This is a genomic window from Paenibacillus taiwanensis DSM 18679 (assembly GCF_000425125.1).
GTDB classification, from domain to species: Bacteria; Bacillota; Bacilli; order Paenibacillales; family Paenibacillaceae; genus Paenibacillus_B; species Paenibacillus_B taiwanensis.
This window is the reverse complement of the sequence record NZ_KE384309.1, coordinates 94,907-120,508: the sequence shown is the minus strand read 5'-3', so window position 1 is coordinate 120,508 and position 25,602 is coordinate 94,907. Positions and strand designations below refer to the sequence as shown.

The window sequence follows — 25,602 nt, the reverse complement described above, 5'->3', positions numbered from 1 at the left end:
TGATCTAATCCCAAGTTTAGAATTGGGAACCGATCCCCGTATTTTCTCTTCCGTCACATGACGACATTGTAAGACAGGCGTAAGTCCCATGCATGGCTCGTCATGTTATCGTTCGGTACAATAAAGACATCAAGCAGCAGCCTACCGACAAACATAACCGAGGAGGAACTTACAATGATGAACACAACACACAGCACGAACAAACGAACACCAGACGCTTCCAACCAACAACAGCAGCACTCCCAATGGAATGTACGCTGGTTAGCAGCAGCTAAAGCTGCCGCCGCAGTCGTCTTTTTGGGTGCTCACGCAGATGACGAAGTCCATTTCACACCAAAAGGCGCATAAGGAGTACAAACCATGTTTAAAGTTGTCCCCCCTTGCAGTCTAATGCTCATAATTAGACAAAAGCAGACCAAGTAACGTACACAAATCGTGGTACGCGCTATGGTCTGCTTTTGTGTATGTGTATGTATGTAAGTCCCCATCTGCTTTCAGGTATGCCGCCAACTTCACTCTGATCCTGCTGTACACGGGTTATCCTTGTGTTGATATACGATCCACAGATGACTCCACTTCTGGAAGCTCTCTTAGCTGCCATACACGTATACTCATATAACAAAGAACGCTGAACAACCCACAAATAAGAACGGTGTGAAGCAGGCTCGTAAATAACAGCGCATTCATATCTGTAATTGTAAATACAACCAGCGCTCCACTGACGATCTGTCCCGCACATAACACCATCGACCAAATACCCAGTCGCTGTATTTCCCGATTATCCTTGTGATGATGATACGCAAAATGTGCCATGATCGCAACTACAACAAACAGCAGGGCAGCTGCAACTCGATGCATAAACGCAATAAGTGTGCCGCCAGTCAAATCAGGTATAAGCTCGCCGTTGCATAACGGCCATCCCATGCAGCCGCCTGAGGAATCCGTATGACGCACAAAAGCACCTACGTAAATAACAATATAGGTATATAGCAGTGTGAACCATACCCCGTACCGGAATACCTCTTGGACCGGACGAGCAGTACGATTACTGGATGTCACCTGCCCCTTGGCATACTTCCTCATCGCCATACACATTAGAAATGAAGAGGCAAATGCCAGCAATGAGAAGCCGAAGTGCAGAGCCATTACTGGAGGATTTTGTGTGAACACAACTGCTAGCGCCCCCATAATGGCTTGTACGATGGTGAAAAGCAGCGTTGACGAAGAATACATCACGGCATCACGCCTGTCCTTCACTTGTTTCAGTGCAAGGATAAACGTAGACAACACTAGCAGACCTACAATTCCTGTAATAAAACGGTGTGAATATTCAATCATCGATTCTATCGTGTAAGCGGGCACAAATTTACCGTTGCACAACGGCCAATCGGTCCCGCAGCCCAGTCCTGAGCCCGTCTTCGTCACTAAAGCCCCGTTCAGTACGACGATAAACATGCCAATACATGTCATGTAGGCGAGTCTCTTGAGAGGGATGAACTGGTTAGCCTTCACTCGTTTCACCTGACCCGTTATTCAGTTTGGAACTATCCCAAATAGAAATCTGTTCCAATTGCTATCATTATACCGAAAAATAGACAATCGTGTAGGGGAAAATTGTGACAAATATAACACCATCATTTTCACAATTGTTGCTGGACAAAAAACAAACTCTTAACGCCGTGATACAGCATTAAGAGTTTGCCTTCAATTCCGATTGTGCATTATATAGCTCCAGATACAGCTACAGCACGTTCAACGAATTGTTCAATCTCCGGTTGTGTCTTGCGAAGCTTATTCACAAAACGGATCGTTTCTTTGCCACCTTTAAAAGCTACAAAGCTCGGAATCCCCATGATGTGGTACTTCTGGGCAATCTCTTCAAATGCTTCTGCATCTACCTCGATAAACGTAACTTCGTTAAACTTTTGTTCCACTTCTGGCATAAATGGATCAATAAAGTGGCAATCTGAACACCAACTCGTCTTAAATATGGCAATTGTCGGATGGGGCTCTGCAATTAGGGCTGTAAAGCGCTCAACTGATTGTAACTTTTCCATAAATATTCACCTCCTCACTATGTTCAATCTAACATAAATCATCTGCTAATTTGTTGTCAAACCATCTATGGAAGTTATCCCCATTTATTGGGCATACTAATAAAAATTTAATATTTTAAAGCATGCGGATGAGAAAGGAGCTGTTCCATGAGCACCTCAAAACAAATGCAATGGAAGGCGCTCATTAGATTCCTTCGGCAGCTGACAGATACAGCTTATGATGCCTTAAAACGTCGAGTCGCTGAATTAAGTGCCAAATGGGTTCATTCACCCCCTCATATACTGGAATGGAATCGGGCACAGGCGCAGCGTGTGGAAGAACGAGTTCGCTGGATCGTAGCCGAGCTTGATAAGCAACGCGCAGGAGAACAAAAGGTTCGCACCATAAAGTCTACCGCGTTCAGTCGTGAAGAACGAGATATCATCCACCATATTAACAGAAGTGTACAAAACGCTAATCGGAACAACATTACACGTACAACCGCCTACGGTCGCATCTATCAATCTTATCCAGAATTGCATTGGGCACTGTTAGCGCATATGGTATCACGTAATGGTGGCTGGAATATGACCGACTTACAAGGAGAATGGCTGCCTTCCATTATGGACGGGGAATATCGACATTGGACCTATCGGGTGCTTGAACGCTGCAATGCGCTCATATTTAGAGATGCGTATCCGCAGTTGATGCTGTATACACTAAGTCGACGACAAGGAAAAAGCTTGTTTCACTTGCTGCCGGAGTTTGGTGTTTCTTCCTTTATGACGCCGTTCTGGGAATCATTCTGGATACAGCCGAATAGCCCTCTTCTAACCATTGCATTAATTATTAATGAGCAGCACGTTATAGAAGGACGTGTCGTTCAGCATCCCGATTATCAGAAATACGCCATCCAGCGCATCGAATTCCGTGCACACGGGTGGTTGCAGATGAATCAAGTCATTTTTCCTATCGGTGTACCGAGCCTAGAGGCGCCCTTGTCCGTAGTTGGTTTGACATTGGAACGTTTTGATAGTTTGGCTGAGCGTATCGCTTTTGGTAAAAAGTTGTACAGCTTATTGTTTGATATGCCGGAGGTATACACAGGGGCCACCCGCTTCATGCGGGCTGTTCCCCACACAGGATCACGAGCAGATTACTGGCCGCACCGCTTTACAAGTCTCAAGTCATCCCAAAAACACTCACAGTCTGACATATGCTCAGTTCCTGCTTACAGCCCGAAACTGGAAGCTGTGTGGCAGGATGGCCGGTATGCCCCTATTGAACCAGGAGACTGGCTCCATAATGATGGTGTGCTGCATGAGTTATATATGGCTGCGGCGCCACTAAAAGCAGATATGACATCTGCTCATGAACAGATGTGGTTGGAATTAGAAACACTTGCCGTCGTTACAGGGCCGTCCCCTTAACACACTAGGCAAACAAACGATCCAATCCTAATCCCGTATTCAAACTTGTAATAAGAAAAACTGAAAATAAAGGTTGAACCGTGCCTCAAGCTGTGGCACGATCAAGGTATAATTAGGAAACCGACAACGGAATTTGCCGAAGGAGGGTTACCTGAATGCCTGCCACACAACTGCATTTGCACACTACACGGTTAATTCTGATTCCATGCGTGAGATCGCAAGTTCAGGATGGCGAGATTGATCTTCCTGCACCTTGGAATGCCACCGTATCTCTGCTCAAATATCCGTTTGGCTCACACTTCGCTCATTATATGGCAGCGCTTGATGCTGATCCAGACTTGTTAGGTTGGGGGATTTGGTTTGTCATTGCCAAGGATAAGTTAACCGTCGTAGGTGATATTGGCTTCAAAGGAGTTCCGAATGAAAAGCGGGCAGTAGAGATCGGTTATGGGCTTCTGCCGAATTATCAAGGCCTAGGCTACGCTACCGAAGCTGTACGTGAACTGGTGAGCTTTGCCTGGGATAGCCGCAAAGTTGCCGTTATAGAAGCGGATTGCTTCGATACAAATAATGCTTCCATTCGCGTGCTGGAGAAGCTAGGATTTGTCCAGTGCGAGCATGAGCACGGGATGATTGGCTGGAAGCTTCGTCCAGACTATCAAGGCACCTCATAAGCCTCAAACGCAGAACCAAGCAGAAACTTGCATGAAAAAGTATCAGCTTGGTTCTTTATTTGACATCACAAGTAGATATTGTCGTTCCCTAGTCGTACCCAGCCAAATTTCTATCCACCGATAGGCTTCTGGTCTGCATCGTACACCTACAAGCAGCAATAAACCAACTAGACTTGAACTGCCCAGTTGGTTTATTGTCACACCCATTACAGATTAGATTAGCTGTGCGTTGTCTGTTTAAGTTAATTCCGATTACCGTTAAGTGGCTTCAGGAAATAGTCACTGAACCTCTGATGTCTGTTCATGTACCCTTCTATCGTAGGATGGCCTGGCTTCGTAAACGTATAGAAACTGCTTCCCTCATCTCGGCTTACTTGATACCCAGACAGACGAATGCCAAATATGTTCAGCACATCTGAAGATGCGGCCGCTATAACCTGCTCATCCGTAAACTGCCGGAACATTTTCTCTGTGTCGTCCGTCTGTGTCTCATAAACATCACTCCATGAAATGTCTACGATCTGCCCTGTACGGTAGCCAACACTGACATCAACATTTCCTGTCTTGTTCTGAAGCCTGTAGACATCAACTGTTCTGTTATTATCAATATCCATTGAACGACGGAAACCCTCAAGCTTCACATATTTGCCTAGCATATGATGAACCGCTTGCTCAGCCACTCTTACTGCTTCCTGATTCATGAGATCCTCTGGCACTTCATAAAAGAGACTCGTTACACGCTCACCTTTCATTTCAACAACACGCATTCCTTTGCTCTCTAGTAATGTCACCACGTCCCGCGAGCCCTTCGCCTTTTTCCTTGTTACCTTTTGCACTTGCAGTGCCAGTTGTTGCTCACTAAGACCCGTTTCCGCTTCAATAATCCGCTTGCTTGCCGGGTCCAAATTTTTATAGCTTGTTTCCACATAAACGTCAGCCGTTCCGTGTTTCTCGTCCAGCTTCACATAGCTTTTATTGTCCTTGCTGTATACCGTAATATCGTGATAGGTTGAGCCTTTATACTCCTCGACACCATATAGTTCTACTTTCCGTCCTGCAACTTGACGCATGATTTGTGACGCCTTCTCGGCAACATCATCGTCCAAATCGGCAACCGTCTTCATATAAGCGGGCTGTAGCACCGTCCCGACACGGTCATTGGCTGAGCCAACTCCTGGAACGGTAAACTCAAGCTGCTGATTAACGACGATTGGCTCATGATAACGACGAGCGGTTATCTTATATTCCTGCTGCTCGGGGGCCATAATCATCATGTCATAGACAGGCATCTTCTGGTCTGACATTGCCCAAACATCAAAATTTTTCGAAAAATAGCCAAACTCAGGACTCCAGCTTACGCTGCCTGCTCCGCTAAGCGAAGTATACTTCTCTTCTAGCTGTTTCCCCGTCATCGGGATCGCTTTTGTCTCAGGTGTGTAAATCTCTAATCCTCTCTGTTTCCATTTTTCCTCCCCGTCTAGCTCTTGCAGCTTCAAGTAATAGGGCTCATACGTCAGAAATGCGCTCTCTAATGGATTGTTGCCAATTCCGTCTGCTTCCACACGCAAACGAATATAGCCATTCGAGTAAGATACGCCTGCAATGACAACTTCTTTCCCCCGATAATGAATTTTTTTGGGGTATTGATCATCCATACGGATCGTAAATTGGTCAGCGATCTTATACTGCGTCATCCATACTTTATTCAAGTGCAGCTTCATCTTCTTTGGCTTGTCGTCAAAATAGATGGATGGAATGAACTCCCACATACTGCGAGTCACACCATTTAACATGCTCCTGTCAATTCCTGCGGATAAAATAGGATACACTTTCCCTGTCTCATCTGTAAGCTTCACATTGTCTTGAATGTCATCCCATTTGTTCGGTGGGTTTAATTCAAATCTGCCGCCGCCATCTATGCGGGTGCCTACGTCTAGCAGCATCCGTGTCGGGTAAATTCGAATATTGTCCAAATACACTTGTTGAAATGCTTGATCCGCCATATTCCAATCTTGATCCAGCTTGACGATTCGTGCAGGTTTAAAATTTTCTGCTCCCAAAGGAACTTGAATTTCCTTGCTTTCCTTGTGCGTAATTTTAAATTCCTTATTCCTTTTTATTTTCTCTAACTTTATCGTTATAAAGCGGGGCTGCTTACTAGCGCGTAGCTCTTCCACATAAGCAGGGTCCAAGTTATAGGCGATCTTAGTGACATAGATATCGTTCATTCGCCCTTCATACCGCTTCCGACTCTCCTCAGGGCTGTCCACAGAATATCCAATGCTGGAATCTGTGTTGCTGGCAACACTATGTTCGGACAATTCTGGTGTCGTAGCGGTAAACTCCACTTCAGCATTTACAAGTCGATTGTTGCGTAATGCCTCCTCAATGTCCTTCCCCTTCATCGTCACGGTCAAATGAATGTAGTCATCTTCAAGATATAAATGATCTATACTTACCTCGCGTTCCCCCCACGAGGTCACATACGGTGCTACCGGATAATATCCGTGTTGCTTGGCGTGATTAACCCCCATATACTCGCCCGCACTTTGCAGCCACCTCACGGCAGCTTCTATCCCTGGTATTTGCTTGGCGTATACGGCGAAGGACGGCACCAGCATTACTGAACCAGAAAATAGCAGTACGCCTGCCGCTGCTGTTCCAAGCGAACGTTTGGTCCACGTTATACGCCGCCGCTTGCGAACGACGGAATCCACTCGCTGCTTGACTCGATCCGCCAGAAGTTCAGGCACAGGAATCTCCGGGAGACTTTTGAACATTTGTTCCAGTTCCAGTTCAAATTCTTCATCTCTCATCGTAAGCACGCCTCCTTTTCCTCCGAGCACATCGCAAGCTTGATTTGCTTGACAGCTTTGTAAATTTTAGTTCTTACTGTCCCAGGCGGCAGCTCAGTCATATCTGCAATCTCATCCAACGTATATCCTTGTATGTACTTTAATTGGATCATCGTACGTGTCATTGGCGGCAGTTGATCCATCAAGGCCTGTAAATCCATAAGCTCATCACTCGGTGGAGTTTCTGCGAATCCAAGACTATCGTCGTCATCGGTATATATAATGGGCTGCCTTTTACGCAGTTGCATTCTACACTGGTTAATGACGATCTGTGTGAACCATGTCGCAAATTTCTCAGGCTCACGCAGCTTGCCAATATGGATAAACGCCTTTTCTACCGCATCACACACTGCATCCATACTTGCTGCCTCGTCATGCAAGTAACTGTATGCAATACGATAGGAGCGGTCCTGAATCTGCTCAACTGCAATCGCAAAGCAGTCGTGGTCTCCCTTCATGGCACGGGTGATCAGCGTCTTCTGTTCCATCTGTGTCTCCCCCTTTAGTCATTCGTATGATGCATGGAAGACGCAAATAGTTTTGAGACTTTAGTATTATTTTTAAAATTCCATTCTCCGTTATCCTATCCAATAGGAAATATCTTTTTCTATAGTAAGTGACAGCATGTTTTAGATGCAATTACTGTCGAATCTTGCAATTATGAATCTTACAATATTGTAATGGTCGAATTTGGAATATGTATGAACTAATTATAAATCCCACTCGTATTAACCTGTGAACCTATCAAAAGGAGGAAAATAAATGAAAAGAAAATTATCATGGATATTGGCTGTCATACTCACGTTCACGATGCTGCTACCCGCGGGAGTCATGGCACAATCTTCTGTTAAAGCATCATCCTATGAAGGCATTCAAAAGCTGGCTGCTGAAAAGGCTGACCTGCTTGTGAAAACGCTTGGCACAGTAAGCGTACAATACGCACTCATTGATAACGGCGACATTGTAGTATCTGGACAAACAGGAGTTAATGATGAAGGCAACAAAATACCACTGAATAACGAGACGATGTACGGTATCGGCTCAACGAGCAAAATGTTCACCACGGTTGCCGTCATGAAGTTGGTGGAAGATGGCAAAGTAGATCTGGATAAGCCGCTGGTTCAATATATACCGGAATTCAAGATGAAGGATGAGCGTTACAAAAAAATAACACCTCGGATGCTGTTAAATCATTCGTCTGGTCTGCGTGGTTCTACATTTCCTAGTGCCTTCTTGTTAGGAGACAATGACACGCATGCGCATGATACTCTTTTACACAACTTGCAAGAGCAATCGTTAAAAGCCGATCCAGGCGCATACTCTGTATATTGTAATGATGGATTTACGTTAGCTGAAATTCTCGTTGAGAAAGTTAGCGGTTTGGATTTTACAACTTATTTGCATAAACATATAACCTCACCTCTTGGCATGAAACATACGAATACACCGATCGATAACGTGGATGCTGCCAAATTTGCAGCCGTGTACCATCCCGCTCATAAAGGCCAATTACCTGTGGAGTCCGTTAACGTACTCGGCACTGGTGGAATTTATTCAACTGCGGAGGATATTGCACGCTTTTCCCAATTATTCACTGGTCAAGGAAAAGGGGTTCTATCGAATCAATCAGCTAAAGCAATGCAGCAAGAAGAGTACAAAAAAGGACTTTGGCCCGACGACAAGGACAGCATCGTTAACTACGGATTAGGCTGGGACAGTGTAAAGCTCTATCCATTCAACAACTACGGCATTAAAGCCGTTAACAAAGGTGGGGACACCATTTTGTACCATGCCTCCCTTGTTGTTCTTCCAGAGCACAATATGGCTGCTGCTGTACTATCTTCAGGTGGTTCCAGCACCCTAAATGCATTATTAGCGAACGAAATTCTACTCCAAACGTTAAAGACAAAAGGCACAATTAAAGAGTTCCAACCTGCCAAATCTTTTGGGAAACCTGTCAAGGCTTCGATACCAGCCAACATAACTAAACATGCAGGATATTACGGGGCAACCGGTCAAATCATGAAAGTGACAATGATAGAAAGCGGGGAGATGACCATATCCCCAGTTAATATACCAGAAGCACCTAGTCAGAAGTATGTGTATACTGCTGATGGCACTTTTGTTACAGAAGATGGCTTAACTAAAATGAGCTTTGTGACGAAAGAAAACGGACGGACTTATATTTGGTCGCAAATGTATCAGGAGATTCCTAATCTCGGGCAAATCGCCTTATCACATCTGATGGCGGAAAAGCTAGCTGCTAATGACCTTCCAGCCCAAGCAGATACGGCTTGGAAAGCACGCGAAGGGAAGAAATATTACCCTGTAACCGAGAAATACACTTCGATTTTATATTTGCTCATGGGGGGTATTGGCATAAATAAAGTTGACGGACTTCCGGGATATGTGGATGATAAGCTGATTACAAGCGCCACCTCAGCCGCTAGTCAATTAAACATTCCTGGAATGAATGGCCGTGATACGATGGAATACAATTTCATTTCCAAGGATGGTATTGAGTACTTGGTATCCGCAGGTGTATTGGGCGTATCGGAAGATGCGATTAAACCTCTATACGCAGGCGCGCAGTCTACCGTTACAATCCAGCCTAACGGCTACGCTAGATGGTTTTCCATTCCCGATGCTGCAACAAACAAGAAGCTAACCGTTACGATGCCTGCCAACAGCTCCTTTTCTTTAATTGATGAGAAAGGAACATCTGTCAAGTATGCTCTGGGACAAGGCAAAACAGCAGACATCGAACTACCTAAAAAAGGGATGATTGTATTTGCAGGTGACGCCGGCGTCCAAATAAAACTTACCTTAAAATAACAATTAAGTAGTTGTTCAAGTCTACCAAGCATCCACATTTTAACCGTAAAAAGAAAAGACTCGGAGTGTAGGCTCGCGAGTCTTTTTTCTATCCCCACTATAAAGTGGTAGCTGTATGGGTCTAATTGTGTCCTTTTCGTTTACAAAATAACTACAATTAAATAACGGCGACAACTCGATTATTTGTGATATAGTTTTACATAATTATCACATTAATTTGAAGAAAGGAGTCTACCGCTCATTCTCAATGATCGGCAATAATACTACATTTATTATGGAAAGAAGAGGGGACAACATGAACAAAATAGGCGCTGCACTCTTAGCTGTCGCAATAGGATTAGGTGTCAACAGCAATGTATATGTTCCTACAGCTGTGGCGGCCGATTCTACGACTACTACCATTCCGATTAATTTGGCTGTAGGCGGCACGGTATCCGCGAGTGGTGAGAATGGATCAGATCAAGGGAAAAATAAAGCATTCGACCAATATATATTTTCAAAATGGTTAACCTTTAATTCCCCGGCATGGCTGCAATATGAATTTCCCACTCCAAAGGTCGTTAACTCCTACACCATTACATCTGCTGAAGATGAGCCGGGAAGAGATCCAAAAAGTTGGACCTTAAAAGGATCTAACGATGGAACAACCTGGACCAATTTGGATACCCAGCAGAATCAATCCTTTACTGCTCGACATCAAACAAAAACCTACTCATTTGCCAACACAACTGCATACAAATTTGTAAAATTCGACTCCTTTGTAAATCAATATGAAAACGGTCAACTGTTGCAGTTATCTGAAATTAAACTGTTCGGAGAGGAACTGCATACGGTAAAGACGATTATACCTACGGTTACCGCCAGCGGAGAAAATGCTCCCTCTGATACGAAAGCTAATCTCGTGGATGGGACAAGCACGACCAAGTGGTTAACTTATAACAATACGGCATGGTTGCAGTTCGACTTCGGTGAGCAAGTCACGATTGATGGTTACGCGCTTACATCTGCCAAATCAAACAACAATAGTACCGATGGTGATCCGAAAAGTTGGGTGTTACAGGGATCAAATGATACGGTTAACTGGACAGCCCTAGACACTAAAAGTAACGAAAACTTCAATTTGAGACATCAACGCAAACATTACCTCTTAAATAACAACACGACATCCTACCGGTATTATAAACTTAACAATATTCAAAATCATAGCGGCTATACGGTGCAATTGAGTGAAGTCGAATTTTCCCGCCTCAATGACATGTGGCATACCGAAAACCCGATCATCGAAATTCAAAACCTGTCGGGAAGCACTTTGTTTGAACAAGCTATGCCTAACGCTGAGCAAGATATTTCGGCTATTCTTCGTAAAGTAAACGAAATTTTCTACAAAAACCCGTTACATATGCCGCTTAGTGTAAAAAAAATATTGGTGAAAATTGAAAACGTACCTGGAGCAGCTTGGATATCGGGTGATAGTGAGTTGAAGACGTTAGGTATCAGCTCACAGCATCTTGCAAACGTTGCATCTAATCCCAACCATTCATTACGCGACGAAATTATAGGCATGCTCTACCATGAACTAGGCCATGCTTATCAATACAGCAACTTTGATGTGGAAGCGATTGCAGATAGTTTACGTTTCGCAACTGGTTACCATAACCGCTATGGTATCGGAGTTGGCGGAACTTGGCACAGCAATGGAACCGCCAACTTCATCCGCTGGATTGAGGATACGAAGCACCGTGGTTTCATTAGGGCTTTAAATGCAACTAGTATGATCCCATATGGATTGCAACCAAATGACATCCTAGTATGGAAAGAGAATCAAATTCAAGCGATTACTGGTATTAATGTGAATACGCTTTGGTCACAGTATCAACAATCGCTTACTAACAACTAGCAAGAGTAAGAGTAAATCGTCACACTTTATTTGTTGTAAATAAACATGGAATACAAAACGCCAATTGGATTCTCTCATCCAATTGGCGTTTACATTTTAGAAAACAGTGCGCACGTAATTATTAGTTCAATGAAATCTCAAATTTGGCACCAACCTCGCCAGCAAATACGATCCTGCCGTTCTCCGGTAATACGACCTGATTATTACCGCTGACTACAGTATGATTTATACATCTACCAGCTTCATTATATACAACAAAAGCGCCATGTGAAGGCAGCTTAACTGTCATTACCTTTCCTTTGGCTGCCGCAGGCACTGAGTACCATTTGGCATAACCGTCCGCTTGAATCGTTGTTAAAGAATGCGTACCCGTATGGAGCGGCTTCACTACTTCCTCAGTAGCAAATATGTTACCTCCAGTTGTAACATACTCCAAGCCATCGTGCTTAAAGAACTCAATTTCCCTCAAGTCACGCCCCGCCATACCAGGGATTTGCTGTTGATTTACGGCTTTGTTTGCTCCAACAATTTTATGATTCGAGACATATCCGGGAACCTCTTTAAGGAAATCAAGAGGTATAATGGTATTCCCATTAAGGTACAAAATTGATGTATATTTCTCATTTAACGAATAATATTTTTGACCTTCCCGCTTTTCCCATGCGTCGCGAATATCGTTTGATAATTCACCCAATTCAAGCTTTTCTGCTTTATATTCTGAAAAAGCTAACTGCCCAAGGCCTGGTATCGTTAAATACAAACGGGACCACAAATAAGTACGCCCATTTTTCTCTACAATGAATTTCAATTTCTCTGTCCCTTTATCGTTTACAAAAGAACCATCCGTCGTATACGTATACGTTTGAGTAGGCTTGTTTGGAGTTGTAAGCATGACTACTGACAATGGTTCACCAGCATTCAGTTCTACCTTCATGAGTTGACCTGATACACCACTATAAATACCAGCATGCTGGGATAATTCCTGTGGCCTATTTGCTTTTACAGGTAGTCCAAATGACTTCACAGGCTTCCGTTCTTTAATCATATCTTTCTCCTGAAGTGCGCTTAACAAAAGTTCATTCGCAATAAGCTGATCTGTTGCGCTTGAGCCGCCTGAAGAGGTAACCGCAGCAGCCATGTTGTATTCCGGCAGCACCACTAATGATGAATGATAAGATGAGGTATCTCCGCCCTTTGTAACCGCCTTGATGCCGTATTCGTTAAATGGGAACAAGTTCACACTATCCCACCCTAATCCGTAAGAGATAGACGTATCACTATCCTCTGGCCACATACCTCTTTTGTATTCTTCTTGCGCCATATCTTCTAACGACTTACTTGATAAAATACCTTTAACTTGTCCTGTAAAAATTTGCGAAAATTTGGCGAGATCTTCAGCTGTAGAGTAAATGCCTCCTGTCGCAATGATATTGTAGTTTTCTTTTGGAAGCTGTCCCTCATAAGCAGGGGAATAAACCGCTGCCATCTTCGTTGGATCCAACAAATCCTGCGGTGTTTTCGTATGGTTCATACCAAGAGGCACCGTAATAAATTTGTGAATAAAGGCAGTAAAGCTCATACCGCTAACTCGCTCGACCAGAATCTCAGCTAACGTAAAACCGTCATTACAGTAGACGGAGTATGCGCCTGGATCTGCCTTCAAGTTTTGAGTCGCAAGTTGCGCTAAAAAAGTATCATGTGCGAATGTGTCATGATCTCCATACAAGGCCGCATTATGGCTTGATGAGCCCAATAGACCTGAGGAATGATTGAGCAGCATGCGTGGTGTAATTTGTTGGTAACGATCGTCTTTCATTTTAAACTCAGAAATATATTTCACAACGGGAACGTCTAAATCTATCTTTCCATCATCCACGAGCTTCATAACAGCCGTTGTGAGCATCATTTTACTAGTTGAGCCTATACCGTAGATCGTATTTGACGTAAGCGGCACTTGACCCTTGAGGTCGTTTTTTCCGGCCTGCCCAGAAATCACAATCTCTCCATCATCAATAAGAGCATACTGTACACTCGTAGTACCGTAAGTTTCTGTTAGTATCTTCGCCTTCTCGATTGCTATTTTCTTAGTGCTATCAAAAGTAAGCTGACTGCTATTGTTCGTAGCAGGCGCGGCCATTGCAGACAATGGAGCCAACATGGTTAGCACCAATGTAAAAGCAGCTATGAAAGTTCGTTTGTTCGCTGCACTCGCGCCCATTCTCTTTTTCATTTCCTCACTTCGTTTCACGAGCATCTTCTCCTGTCCTCGTTAGTATATTTGGCTCCTTTAATCTAGCCATACATAGCTTATCCAACGAAGATGTACTCCCCGTGACGACAGTATGAACGGAGTATGAACAAGCACATAAAACTATTGCGGCACCAACATAGTTCTTATACGGAAAATAGGATATTACTTGGCGGATTGTCTAGGTCAATAGTAAATAATTTTTTAGACAGTGTTCGTTTAACTGTACTGTTTTTTGTCCTGACATCTTGTCCTATTGCAACTAATAATGAAGTATCGACTTTAACTCTTGGAGATATTAAAAATATTTTTCCAGTTCCTTAAGATCGTATCAATTAGCCATAGCCCTACCGCTGATGAAATTATCGAAAATATAAAAATATCATAATTAAGAGTATTATCATTCATAATAAATAAATATGCCGTCACCCCTGCAAATAAAAGGTGTAAGCCGAGCCCTGCTATTGTATGCAAAATTATCCCCTGAATTTTGCAGCAGATTACATCAGTAATAATCGAACAGGGTATTCCTATTAATACAGTAAGACAAAAAGTGACCGTAAAAATGGGGATTAAATTAGAAAGTTCAAAGGTGTCATAACCTGTAAATGTCAGAAATATTGAAAGAACAATTGAAATCAATACACCAGATATAATTTTACCTACGATGCTAATTTTTGTGTTCATTCTTATACCACTTTCAATTCAAAATTAAATTCAGATTCGTAGGGCACCTCGCAAGACCATTTGTATCCGAAATATTATAAAATGGATATTTCAAATTTCTATCAATCTCGCCAGAATGAGTCTTCCGGAGCTGTCACATTACAATAAATATTACCTGCCACTTTAAGGTTTCAAACTTATACGGTAACCTATGAAGGGAAAATGAGCTCTATAGTCAAAAATTCTCGCAAATACATATATTTAGTTTATTTCCCCCATAAATTCTCTCAAGTTCTCTGTAATTTCCTTAGCTCTTGTCCGGTGGATATAATGATCGGCTTCAAACAGCATCATTTTTCCATGTACAGAATTTTTTAATTGCGCTTCATGCTCGGGTACCCATCGATCCGTAACAGGATGATTGGCTTGGATAAAGAAAATAATAGGAAAATTTTTCGGGAATGATACCCTTTCAGCTGCTTTAAAATTTGATTCCATATGTACAATTTCATTTAATACGTTAGAATTAAATATGTTTTTGTGCATAAGTATTCTCATTTGTTCTTTCGTTTGATCATCATAGGGCAGTGCAGCCAATGGGTCTTTCCCCAATTTTATAGACAATCTGGAGAGACCTGATTTTTTGAACAGTTTAACCATTTCTAATTGTGAAGAATCAACTTTTTCCGTTAGCGTTGGGACACTGCTATCAAGCCCGACAAATGCAATGACCTCGTTTTCATATTTATTCACATATTCGAGTCCGTAAACGCCTGAAATGGAGTGGCCCATGAGAATATAACGTGTAACGTTAAGACCCTGTAAAGCTTCGTGAATTTCACTGACAATATTGTCTGTGGTTCGTTCCTTTTCGGTTAGATCACTTAATCCATAACCAAAAGGCTCAACAACAACAACTTTGTAGAAGGGAGATAGCTCTTCGATTAGCGGTTTAAAGTCCAGTGCGGGTGCCGCTGTTCCAAGACCAGGTAGGAGTACCACCGTTTCTTCACCTGCTCCTTGAATCATAACATTCATATTTTTCCCGTCTACAGCTACGTGCTGGCCGTAGGGCTCTAATCTCCTTAACTCCGATTGATTACAAATAAGATTAACGGTATAAACAATAAGTAAAAAAAGTGCGATGGCTATAATGATGGCTCCGATTACTTTTATGAATATACTTCGTACTTTATTGCTTCTCGTTTGATTCCTCGTGTTCCATTTCTCTGCTTGTGTCATTTGACCGTCCCCTGCCCTTGTTATTGAGCTATCCTTAAATAGGCTCACACAGGAAATTTTAATCCACGAAAATGTACTCCCCATGACGTCAATATGAACTGAGCATGAACAAGAAAATAAATGCTGCGTCAACTTCTGAAATAAAGCTTACCACACGCCTGCGGTCACCAACGAACATATAAGGGCTTAGCCAAACCATTCCTACCATATGATCACATTTCATATGTCAACTGCACAATAAAAAACCGCCCAAAAGGCGGTTTTTCTACTGCTTATGGATATTTGCTCAATCTGGTCTTAGCTGCTGTGCTGCGCCCTCCTCCGTATATTTACTTTACTTCTTTCATATACGCTCTAACGTTTTCCGCGATTTCTTTGAACTTGGTATGGTGCAAATAGTGGGACCCTTCCATGAGAATGACTTTCCCATGCACCGATTCTTTACCCTGCTCTTCATGCAAAGGTACCCATTCTTTTCTATCCTTATTGTTCGACTGTACAAAAAGAAGAAGAGGAAGGTCTTGTGGGAATGTTAAGCCTTGAGCACCTTTAAAATTAGATCCAATATGATCCATTTCATTCAACATTGTGTCATTGTTACTAACTTGTTTCGTGATCAAATTCATTTGCTCTACGGTTTTTTCATCGAATGCCAAGCCCTCATAAGGGTCAGCACTAAATTTAAGAGCAAATCGTAAAAGACCTGATTTTTTAAGGAATTCTAATTTTTTTAATGGGAATTTGACATCCATCCCTGGTTGAGTCGGCACACTGCTGTCGATTCCGACAAATGCTGTCACCTCTTCTCGATATTTGTTCACATAATCAATGCCGTAAATACCTGCAATCGAGTGACCCATAAGGATGTAGCGGTTCATATTAAGCTGCTGTAACGCTTCATGAACTTCATCCACAATATTTTCTGTCGTTCGCTCTTTTTCCGTTTCATCACTTAATCCATAGCCAAAAGGCTCAACTGCGACCACTTTGTAATAGGGAGATAATTGATCGATTAGCAGCTTAAAATCAAGTGCTGGCGTAGCTGTTCCAAAGCCCGGCAGCAGCACAATCGTTTCTTCGCCTGTTCCTTGAATGAGCACGTTCATATTTTTCCCGTCTACAGATACATGCTGACCATAGGGCTCTATTTGTTTTTTCTCCGAGTTCGTACTTATCACATTCATAATATAAACAATCCCTAGAAACAGAACAATAACGATAACGATTGCTGCTATAACTTTAAGTAAAATACTGCGTACTTTCTTCAATTTTGCTCCATTCCCCGTTTTCTTTGCCTCTGCTTGTGTCACGCTCATCTACTCCTGTCCTGATCTGTTTGTTCCGTTACCTTATCGGTGCGACTAATGAAAGTGTAACTAACAAAGATGTACTCCCCATGACGACAATATGAACTGAATATGAACAAGCGAAAAAATGCTGCGACATGACATGCAAGGAAGCTTGCACATGATGCCGCAGCATGGATAATACGAGGGACATGTTTAGATAAAGCAATAGTTACAATCTATCCGTCATAATAAAAATCATCTACTTGTCCTTCTTTACTTCGTCCATAAATGTTCTAAAATGTTCAGCGATTGCTTTTGATTGGGTATGGTGTAAATAATGGGTTCCTTCCAATGTCATCACTTTTCCAAGTACAGAATCTTTTACTTGCTCTTCATGTAGTTTTGACCATCCTTCAATGCCTGTACTATCCGGTTGTAAAAAGAATATAACAGGCAGGTTTTTTGGGAATGTTAAATTTTCAGTTGCCTTAAAATTAGAAGACCTACTTTCTATTTCATTCACAATAGTGGGATTTCTGAAGTTTTTGAAAGAAAGAATTCTCATTTGTTCTTTTGTTTCATCATCAACGGGTATTTTAGCATAGGGGTCAGCACTTAGTTTCATTATTAATCTGGCTAAACCTGATTTTTTGAGCAGCGTAATTGTTGTATTTGATATTGGAGATTCAACAACCTTATCACCGTATTGCTTGGGAGCACTGCTATCGATCCCGACAAATGCACTCACTTCGTGTTCATATTTGTTCACATAATCTAGTCCGTAAATGCCTGAAATGGAGTGAGCCATTAAAATATATCGATCAATGTTAAGACGCTGTAAAGCTTCATGAATTTCACTTACAATATTTTCTGTACTTCGTTCCTTATCCGTTCCATCACTTAATCCATAACCAAAAGGCTCAATCACTGCAACTTTGTAAAAGGGTGATAACTCTTCTACTAGCGGCTTAAAATCAAGTGCTGGTGTTCCTGTTCCCAAGCCTGGCAGCAGCACGACTGTTTCTTGGCCTTGTCCTTGAATTAAAACATTCATATTTTTTCCATCAACGGTTACAAACTGTCCATAGGGTTTTATTTTTCCTTCCTCTGATTTGTTGCTGATCACATTAACTATAAACACAATGGCTAAAAAAAGTACGATTGCTATAACCAATCCTGCTAACACTTTTAGTAAAATGCCAAGCCATTTTTTCTTCTTACTAGTTGTTTTTTTGTCTGTTGGTGTGTCCAAGTCCTCTTTCTTTACCTCGCGTAGTTTCACTTGCATCTTCTCCTGTCGTTATGTCTATATTGGCCTGCATTAAACGGACCATTAAGCAAGCATATACAGTAGAGATGTACTCCCCGTGACGACAATATGAACTGAACATGAACAAGCAAAAAAAATGCTGCGGCTCACATACAAGGAAGCTTGCACGTGAGCCGCAGCATGGAGAACGCGGTCTAGTCAATTCGATTGATACCCTATGAATCTAACTATCTGTTGGTGTCATGATTGGCAAGGTTACAAAAAATGTCGTTCCTTGGTCCGGTTCACTTTCCACTCGAATTTCACCTTGATGAAGCGATACAATTTGTTTAACGATAGCAAGTCCCATACCGCTGCCGCCATACTTCCGGCTGTGTGAGCGATCTGCCTTAAAAAACCGTTCGAATATACGCTTTTGGTCCTCCAAAGAAATACCGATGCCCCTATCGGATATTTGGACGGTCACATTTTTGGCCTCTTGCTTGATGCTGATGTCAATGATGCCGCCATCCATGGAAAATTTGATGCTGTTGCCAATGATGTTCGTCCATACCTGATTTAAAAGATCATGATCAGCCGTTATGCGGACGGCCTTCAATTGGAGCTCAAAACGGATGCTGCGGGCAGACCATTGCGGCTGGAGCGCGACGATTACCCGTCTGATCTGTTCATCAAGGCTAAGTGTGGCCAAGCGAAGCTGCTGTGACTGCGCTTCAAGCAAACTCAGCTTAAGCAGGCTGTCACTCATCTTGGACATCCGCTTCGCTTCAGCGATGATAATATCAAGATAGCGGCTTCGTTCAGGGTCTGCTAGGTTTACTTGCTTAAGTGCTTGCGCATAGCCCGATATCGAGGTAAGCGGAGACTGCACCTCGTGCGACACATTCGTTACGAATTCCCTGCGCATCTGCTCCAGTTGCTGCAAATCGTGCATCATCTCTTCGAAGCTGCGCGCCAAAGTACCCAGCTCACCCGTTTGCTTAATATTCAGCTTAACGTTGAAATCCCCAGCCGCTATCCGTTTGGTCGCCTTTGTCAGCTTTTTGATCGGTCTTACCAAAAAGATGGAGGCCACCAGAATAATTAAGCTTCCTGCAATCAATGAACAAGTTGCAAAGATCGATGCCCACATCGTAACAAAGGAGGAGGAAGGAGGGGCGAGCATCTCCAGGAACATCGCTTTTGTTCCCTTTTCCGTCTTCAACGGCAGCCCCAACAAAATCTTAGCAATTCCGTTCGGATTGTCTTGAACAACGCCTCCACCTAATACTTTCTTTAGTTGCTCCTGTGTTACCGGGGTAGGGTTGTGTCCGTTAAGTTTACCGTAGGATTGAAATTGCCCCGTTGCTTCGTAAATCCGAATATGATAGGAATTAAGCATCTTCATTTCACTTACGAACGATTCCGCTTCACTTAACGGAAGAGTCTTGTAAATCCGGACAATGTCTTGGCCAAAGTTACGAATGTTGATTTGTGCGTTTTCGTTTAGTTTTTCTTCAAATAACAAAGTTGAAACAAAAAAGGAAATGATCGTGCCCGCGATAACGGACACTAAAAATGTCAGGACAACACGTATATATAAGGATCTGATCATTCGTAAACCTCAAGCCGGTACCCAAGTCCGCGTACCGTCTCGATACGAAATTCGGATGTGGTTGCGAACCGTTCCCGCAGCCGTTTAATATGTACATCTACCGTTCGATCATCTCCGGCGTAATCAATCCCCCAAATTTGGTCGATCAACTGCTCACGTGTATAGACTTGTCCAGGCGTGCCAGCAAGCTTATACAGCAATTCGAACTCCTTGAGCGGCAGCGTAAACGATTCCGTTCCTCTCAGCACCTTGTAGGTCTGTCGATCAAGCGTAACGTTGCCGAATTGGATCGTCTGCGTGGAGCCAATCCGGTATCGTTTCAGTAACGCTCGAACACGAACCGTCAGTTCCAAGGGATCAAATGGTTTCGTCAAATAATCGTCGGTTCCAAGTTCAAAGCCCTTCACTTTCTCCCATGTTTCACCTCTCGCCGTCAGCATCAGTAACGGAAGATCAGGATTAGCTTTACGGAGTTCCTTACATAACGTCCAACCATCCATAATAGGCATCATAATATCAAGTACGACAAGATCGACTTGCGTCGCGGCGTAGACGGCTAGTGCTTCCTTCCCGTCCGCGGCTTCAACTGTTGCGAATCCGTCGTTGCGCAAAAATAAGCAGACCAGTTCGCGAATGTTCGCATCGTCGTCAGCAACTAGTATAGTAGGCATCTGCTCCCTCGCTTCCCTGTTTTCCATCCCTTTAGTTGTCATCATTATACTATAAATGAATTTGAAACGGAGATTTTGCTAGGAGTTCCAGAGCTGACTTGTAAAGCTCGCACGATTACAGTTATCGCCTCAGTACGTGTCCGAATTCCCCCGACCTCTTGACGTGTGAACCGCCACTCGGCTGTAGGTTCTCTCCTAGAAGCAGCTGCCTCTAACCACCACATGCAAAATGGATTGGCTCACCCATAGCTCCCCCACTTGTTTCTCACCTCTGACGGCGCGGCACATCGATGTTCATACAGCCTGTGCGATGCCAAGCCAAAACAAAAAGGCATAAGCAAAAAGTGTAAGCTTTCTGCTTATGCCCCTTCTCGGGTAGCACGTAAAGGCGTATGATCTATCCTATTCCACCAAATGCACAAATATGATGGGTCACATCCCCCTAATTCAGTTATAGTTTACGTACAACCGTTTCTCATCAAAGCGTACGAAACTGCAACTCCTTACAGTCCATTTTGAACACTAACTCTCTCTTTCCCTCTTGTCCAAGGACAGATAACCTCAATGTTAAATTTTGCACGTCTTTATCTGCAAGCGCTTTGTTGTATACCCAGCCGTGCCGCTCTTTACCAGGATTAATTACAGCGTTTTTAAAATCAGGATTGTGGGACGCAGCTACGACCGTCTCATAGGTTTTGCCTTTAATCCCACGGTTGGCTCCAACCTTCATATCCGCCAAATAAAGCTTAACTTGTTCTTTATCCGTCTTGTTGTTTACTGTAATTTCAAAATCGGTTTGGTCCTTCGTTAATCGAACAGCATGCACCGTCACTTCAATCCCGTTAATAGTTTGAGTGAGCGGCAATGTTTGAAAAGTAGCCTGCTGCCCATCTTTGTTGTTCGTATTTGATGTATTAGGCTTCTGATCTGGATGATTCCGTTTCCCTTGCGGGATATCTATGCTGCCCTCAATGGCGATCGGCTTGTTATGCATAACTCGAACGACATCCCGCCCGTTAAATGTTTCTCGCTCTGCATCAGACGTGTTGTGTGAGGTAGCCAACGCAATACCTGTAAAGAGCATCGTGCTGCATAAAATGCCAACGAACCATTTATTCATATTGTTCTCTCCTTTCAGCTAATCCCTATCCTGTTTCGCTCTATCTCTTTATCCCGATTATCGCTCTTACATTACGAAGACCATTGCTCCACATAAATATCGAGCTTCGCATCTGCCAGCGCTTTATAGCGGCGCTCCACTTTATTCCCCGCTGCATCTGTTTCTACCTTTCCATCCTCACGGCTTACTTGAAACACCCACTCCGCATACATCGGTATTTGCACCTGATTCGTATACGTATCGGTATGCGGATGGTGTACTAGCGGAAACCAAGCATAGAGCTTAACGCCATCCGGAGTATTCTGAGGCGCGTGAACGACAAGCTCCAACTGGACATTGGTTCGTATTTCCGCTACAACACACAGCGTAACGACAGCTTCCAAATCCCCATAACGAACGGTCACCTTTGTCTCTCCTAACTGCAAAGGAATGACGGTCCCATCCTCTCGAATCTGTACAATACGTTCATCCTCGATACGATAGTGCGCTCTTAATACAGTCATCTTAAAGCCCGTATCATACTCCACGATAGGGTTCAATCGACAGGTTGGGCCGATTACCCCCACCTCTTCCATTTCCTCACCCGTATTCAGCTTTAAGGTACGTAGCTTTCCCTTGTCGCCAAAGAAGTGAATGAGGGGCGAAGCTACTCTGGCTGCCCAATCTCGCTCCACATGAGCCGCATCCGGTTCATATAAATAAACGAGCTCATCGTCTGGGCTGTACCCTAATCCAAGCAGCTTCTCAGTCACCTCACGTACATGCTGCTCTCTTATTAGCAGTCCTTCACAGCTTCCGAGATCGATCCATATTTTAGACACGGGCTGCTTCTCATGAAATGTATGATACATAGGCACTTCACGCTGCGTCTGTGGATCTACACAATAGAAATAAGGAGAAACGATTCCCAACATCCCAAATACGTCAGGACGCCGCATGCCGATATGATACGTCACTTGTCCACCTCTTGAAGAGCCCATCAAGGCCGTATGTTCCGGCCCTGTTTTGGTACGGAATACGGCATCCATAAACGGCATTACTTCTTCAATAATAAACTGCTCATATAGCTCGCCCCGTGGTTGAATCGGCACCTTATCGTCTTGATAGCAAATACCTTCCAGTTCATGTGTAAATTCATCAGCTCGTTCCATCCCCATATTAGGAATGCCGACCACGATTATGTCCTCTATAATCCGATCTTTAATTAGCCTGTCAACAGTTGTATGAATGTTCCATGAATACCCGTTAAACGCAGGGTGAAAAATATTTTGTCCATCATGTACATATAACACCGGATACCGTCTGCTCGAATCTTCCTGATAGGAAGGAGGCAAATACACCACCAGATCACGCCTATTATCCAACAACGCCGAGTAGAATCCTTCATTTCGTAAAATGGTTGAGCTATGCTTCATTGTCATCACCCTTATTCGCGATTAGATCGACCCAATGCTCCACTTCGTAACGTAATTCCAGCCCATCCGTCACGGTAAATCGGCGGTAAGGAACCTCGTGACCGTCGCGGTCTGTTTCATGCTTGCCTAAGCCACGCGAAATTCTAAATTCAAACGACATCTCTCTTGGCACCTCAAACCTGCCGCCATAAAGCCCTTCCTCTATCATCGGCAATTCAATGCCCGCATACAGACTATCCGTACGCGGCGTGTATGCGGGTACTTTTACATAGATGTCAATCGACGCCGTGTTTGACACATACGGCACCACCGCTATATCTTTGCTCGCCCGCAGCTGCTGGTTAACATACGTAACACTTGTGTGTCCAGACTGACGCGGAGCTAACATCCCATTCGTGGCTACTGTCAACAACTCGGCATCAGCTACCTCATAGGCAGCGTTAATATCCGTCATCATAAAGCCGCTGTCAAAGCGAACAATTGGATTCAAGGCCTGCTTCGGCCCTTGAATGCCTATCACCTCAGGTCCGTGCAGTTCAACGCTCACTGGTTTGCCGATATTTCCAAAAAAATAAAGCAGTGGCGCATGAACCCTTGCCGCCCAATCTTTTTGCGAATGGCCAGAACCTACTGCATAGTAATACATAAGATCTTTTCCTGGCTCATAGCCAATTTGAACGAGAACATCCACCACATGGCGCACATGCTGTTCCATGACGGTAAAGCCTTCCGCATCTCCAACGTCGATCCATATTTTAAGATCCTTTTTCGTTGTGTAAATATAGCTTTGCCATCTGGCTTCCATCGTGTTGGGCTCCACACTAACAAAAAAAGGACATAACGCGCCGATCATGCCAAACGTTTCCGATTGACGGAAACCAATATTATAGGAAACTAACCCCCCAGCAGATGAGCCCATTAAGGCGGTATGCTCCTTGCCTGGCAGTGTCCGGTACTCTCGATCAATGTATGGCTTCACTTCCTGCACGAGAAATTGCTCGTACAGTTCTCCCTGATTAGCCGTATGGAACACATTGTGTCCATCCGGATTGGCATGCATATATTCCGCAATTCGTGCATCCGCCACATGAGCAATGGCAACTATAATAATCTCCTGCATTTTCCCTTCGGCAACTAAACGATCAACCGTCTTATGCACATCCCAGGACTCTCCCTTGTGATCTGCAAAAAACACATGTTGACCATCATGCATATAGAGGACAGGATAGCGCTGCATCGCTTTTTGGTCATAGCTCGCTGGTAAATATACAAACATATCTCTTGTATTGTTTAAAATAGTCGAATAAAACGGTTTGATCTCAATTAAACGTGCTGAACCCACTGGGCATTCTCCTCATACCGTATATTTACGAGGAGACGGGCAATCTAATAAACTTCTCCTCGTTTTTATATTCCGGATCATCAATATAACGGTTCATTACATTCACAATAGTCGTATACTCGTCCATACAGAACGATATCCGCACGATATCGTCACGCAGCACTTCTGGACAAAGACACGTGCACCAGGCGACAAAACGCGTATGTGACAGCGCCGCCTCATTAGCTACAAATTCATTTAGCACGATCCCCACATGATGTTCATGCTTTGCCAAGAAAGCTTGCAGTGCATCTGCGTTCTTATAAACATGTATCCTCTCTTCTGGCAAGCCGCTCACATGCTTGATCATGTCCATCCACTTCTGATTGTTGTATGCATCCGTTATTAGAAATTGTGGTGCTTCACCCAACATAACAGTAGAAGCTTCAAAGCCTGCTTTCACATCTGGCATTACTTTATGGAAGAGCGAATCCTCAATATAACTATCAACGACAAAAACCGGAATGCCAAACCCGAAGTAAGGGGTAATGGTGGCAAACCTTTCTTGATCCACATTAATAAGAAATACGCCGTCCAAATTCCGTTCCATAATCACTTTGTAAGACGGCTCCGAGCGGTCTATCTGCATCAAAATTACATGGTAACCAAGCGAACTGCACTGCTGTTCAATTTTGCTAATCGTTTTGGCATATTTAAGCTCAGACCACGGACTTGGCTCACTATCTTTAAACCATAAAATTCCGATAAGTCCCGTTTTTTTGATCTTTAACGATTGTGCCGTACGATTCGTCACATACTTGAGCTGCTGTGCAATTTTTAATACTTTCACGCGTGTTTCGTCCGAGATGGACTGCGTCTTTACATCGTTCAAAATGTAAGACACGGTTGCAATGGACACTCCAGCAGCTTGAGCGATATCTTTAATCGTTGTTTTCTTCATTCTGTTTCGACCTCACTTAAACTTAAACGTTTAAGCCAATTAAAGCATACCACCTATTGTGTGTCAATTTTGCTATT

Annotated in this window: 20 protein-coding genes; 5 read left to right on the top strand and 15 right to left on the bottom strand. The window is 43.4% G+C overall.

The features are described from left to right. Positions 1–174: 174 nt before the first annotated feature. Positions 175–348 (top strand): hypothetical protein, encoded by a 174-nt coding sequence (locus tag H509_RS27845; RefSeq protein WP_157277879.1) that lies wholly within the window; start codon positions 175–177, stop codon positions 346–348. Between the two features lie 189 nt (positions 349–537). On the opposite strand, the gene H509_RS0121500 is transcribed toward H509_RS27845, so the two are convergent. After that, positions 538–1,470: a COX15/CtaA family protein gene (locus tag H509_RS0121500; RefSeq protein ID WP_036698534.1), complete on the bottom strand. Its 933-nt coding sequence runs from the start codon at positions 1,468–1,470 to the stop codon at positions 538–540. 251 nt (positions 1,471–1,721) lie between these two features. Next, positions 1,722–2,057 (bottom strand): thioredoxin family protein, encoded by a 336-nt coding sequence (locus H509_RS0121495; protein WP_028546885.1) that lies wholly within the window; start codon positions 2,055–2,057, stop codon positions 1,722–1,724. Between the two features lie 147 nt (positions 2,058–2,204). On the opposite strand from H509_RS0121495, the gene H509_RS26245 reads away from it, so the two are divergent. Together H509_RS26245 and H509_RS0121485 are read left to right on the top strand one after the other, a co-directional pair. Beyond that, a complete protein-coding gene (locus H509_RS26245; RefSeq protein ID WP_036698531.1) occupies positions 2,205–3,467 on the top strand; it encodes a DUF2515 family protein in 1,263 nt (420 codons plus the stop codon). A gap of 155 nt (positions 3,468–3,622) precedes the next feature. Next, a complete protein-coding gene (locus H509_RS0121485) occupies positions 3,623–4,141 on the top strand; it encodes a GNAT family N-acetyltransferase (RefSeq protein WP_084159333.1) in 519 nt (172 codons plus the stop codon). A gap of 42 nt (positions 4,142–4,183) precedes the next feature. On the opposite strand, the gene H509_RS27840 is transcribed toward H509_RS0121485, so the two are convergent. The 3 genes from H509_RS27840 to H509_RS0121475 are packed head-to-tail and all read right to left on the bottom strand — an operon-like array spanning position 4,184 to position 7,484. Beyond that, a complete protein-coding gene (locus H509_RS27840) occupies positions 4,184–4,348 on the bottom strand; it encodes a hypothetical protein (protein ID WP_157277877.1) in 165 nt (54 codons plus the stop codon). Positions 4,349–4,383: 35 nt separating this feature from the next. Further along, positions 4,384–6,957 carry a DUF4179 domain-containing protein gene (locus tag H509_RS26240; protein WP_036698529.1) on the bottom strand — a complete coding sequence of 858 codons (2,574 nt, stop codon included), beginning with the start codon at positions 6,955–6,957 and terminating at the stop codon, positions 4,384–4,386. After that, positions 6,954–7,484 (bottom strand): RNA polymerase sigma factor, encoded by a 531-nt coding sequence (locus H509_RS0121475; RefSeq protein ID WP_028546883.1) that lies wholly within the window; start codon positions 7,482–7,484, stop codon positions 6,954–6,956. Before H509_RS0121475 ends, H509_RS26240 begins: the two co-directional genes overlap by 4 nt. 274 nt (positions 7,485–7,758) lie before the next feature. On the opposite strand from H509_RS0121475, the gene H509_RS0121470 reads away from it, so the two are divergent. Further along, positions 7,759–9,831 (top strand): serine hydrolase domain-containing protein, encoded by a 2,073-nt coding sequence (locus H509_RS0121470; RefSeq protein WP_028546882.1) that lies wholly within the window; start codon positions 7,759–7,761, stop codon positions 9,829–9,831. Positions 9,832–10,126: 295 nt separating this feature from the next. Further along, positions 10,127–11,728, top strand: a complete 1,602-nt coding sequence (locus H509_RS0121465; protein WP_028546881.1) for a discoidin domain-containing protein — start codon at positions 10,127–10,129, stop codon at positions 11,726–11,728. Between the two features lie 121 nt (positions 11,729–11,849). On the opposite strand, the gene H509_RS0121460 is transcribed toward H509_RS0121465, so the two are convergent. The 10 genes from H509_RS0121460 to H509_RS0121410 all read right to left on the bottom strand — a co-directional run bounded on the left by H509_RS0121460 (position 11,850) and on the right by H509_RS0121410 (position 25,525). Continuing rightward, on the bottom strand, positions 11,850–13,958 hold the full coding sequence (locus tag H509_RS0121460; protein WP_028546880.1) for a serine hydrolase domain-containing protein: 2,109 nt from the start codon (positions 13,956–13,958) through the stop codon (positions 11,850–11,852). A 945-nt stretch (positions 13,959–14,903) separates the two neighbouring features. Next, complete coding sequence (locus H509_RS0121450; RefSeq protein WP_028546878.1) at positions 14,904–15,884, bottom strand: alpha/beta fold hydrolase; 981 nt, start codon at positions 15,882–15,884, stop codon at positions 14,904–14,906. Between the two features lie 329 nt (positions 15,885–16,213). Beyond that, positions 16,214–17,194: an alpha/beta hydrolase gene (locus H509_RS0121445; RefSeq protein ID WP_028546877.1), complete on the bottom strand. Its 981-nt coding sequence runs from the start codon at positions 17,192–17,194 to the stop codon at positions 16,214–16,216. 238 nt (positions 17,195–17,432) lie between these two features. After that, complete coding sequence (locus H509_RS0121440) at positions 17,433–18,461, bottom strand: alpha/beta fold hydrolase (protein WP_051287506.1); 1,029 nt, start codon at positions 18,459–18,461, stop codon at positions 17,433–17,435. 205 nt (positions 18,462–18,666) lie between these two features. Continuing rightward, positions 18,667–20,037 carry a sensor histidine kinase gene (locus tag H509_RS0121435; protein WP_028546875.1) on the bottom strand — a complete coding sequence of 457 codons (1,371 nt, stop codon included), beginning with the start codon at positions 20,035–20,037 and terminating at the stop codon, positions 18,667–18,669. Next, positions 20,034–20,708: a response regulator transcription factor gene (locus H509_RS0121430; RefSeq protein WP_028546874.1), complete on the bottom strand. Its 675-nt coding sequence runs from the start codon at positions 20,706–20,708 to the stop codon at positions 20,034–20,036. Before H509_RS0121430 ends, H509_RS0121435 begins: the two co-directional genes overlap by 4 nt. A 478-nt stretch (positions 20,709–21,186) precedes the next feature. After that, positions 21,187–21,828, bottom strand: coding sequence for a DUF4352 domain-containing protein (locus H509_RS0121425; RefSeq protein WP_028546873.1), 642 nt, complete (start codon positions 21,826–21,828; stop codon positions 21,187–21,189). Positions 21,829–21,899: 71 nt separating this feature from the next. Next, the gene (locus H509_RS0121420) at positions 21,900–23,243 is read right to left on the bottom strand and encodes an alpha/beta hydrolase (protein WP_028546872.1); all 1,344 of its coding nucleotides are present in this window, start codon (positions 23,241–23,243) and stop codon (positions 21,900–21,902) included. Then, positions 23,233–24,585 (bottom strand): alpha/beta hydrolase, encoded by a 1,353-nt coding sequence (locus H509_RS0121415; protein WP_028546871.1) that lies wholly within the window; start codon positions 24,583–24,585, stop codon positions 23,233–23,235. The genes H509_RS0121420 and H509_RS0121415 overlap by 11 nt, the downstream gene beginning before the upstream one ends. Positions 24,586–24,610: 25 nt before the next feature. Then, on the bottom strand, positions 24,611–25,525 hold the full coding sequence (locus H509_RS0121410) for a LacI family DNA-binding transcriptional regulator (RefSeq protein WP_028546870.1): 915 nt from the start codon (positions 25,523–25,525) through the stop codon (positions 24,611–24,613). Between the last annotated feature and the right edge of the window lie 77 nt (positions 25,526–25,602).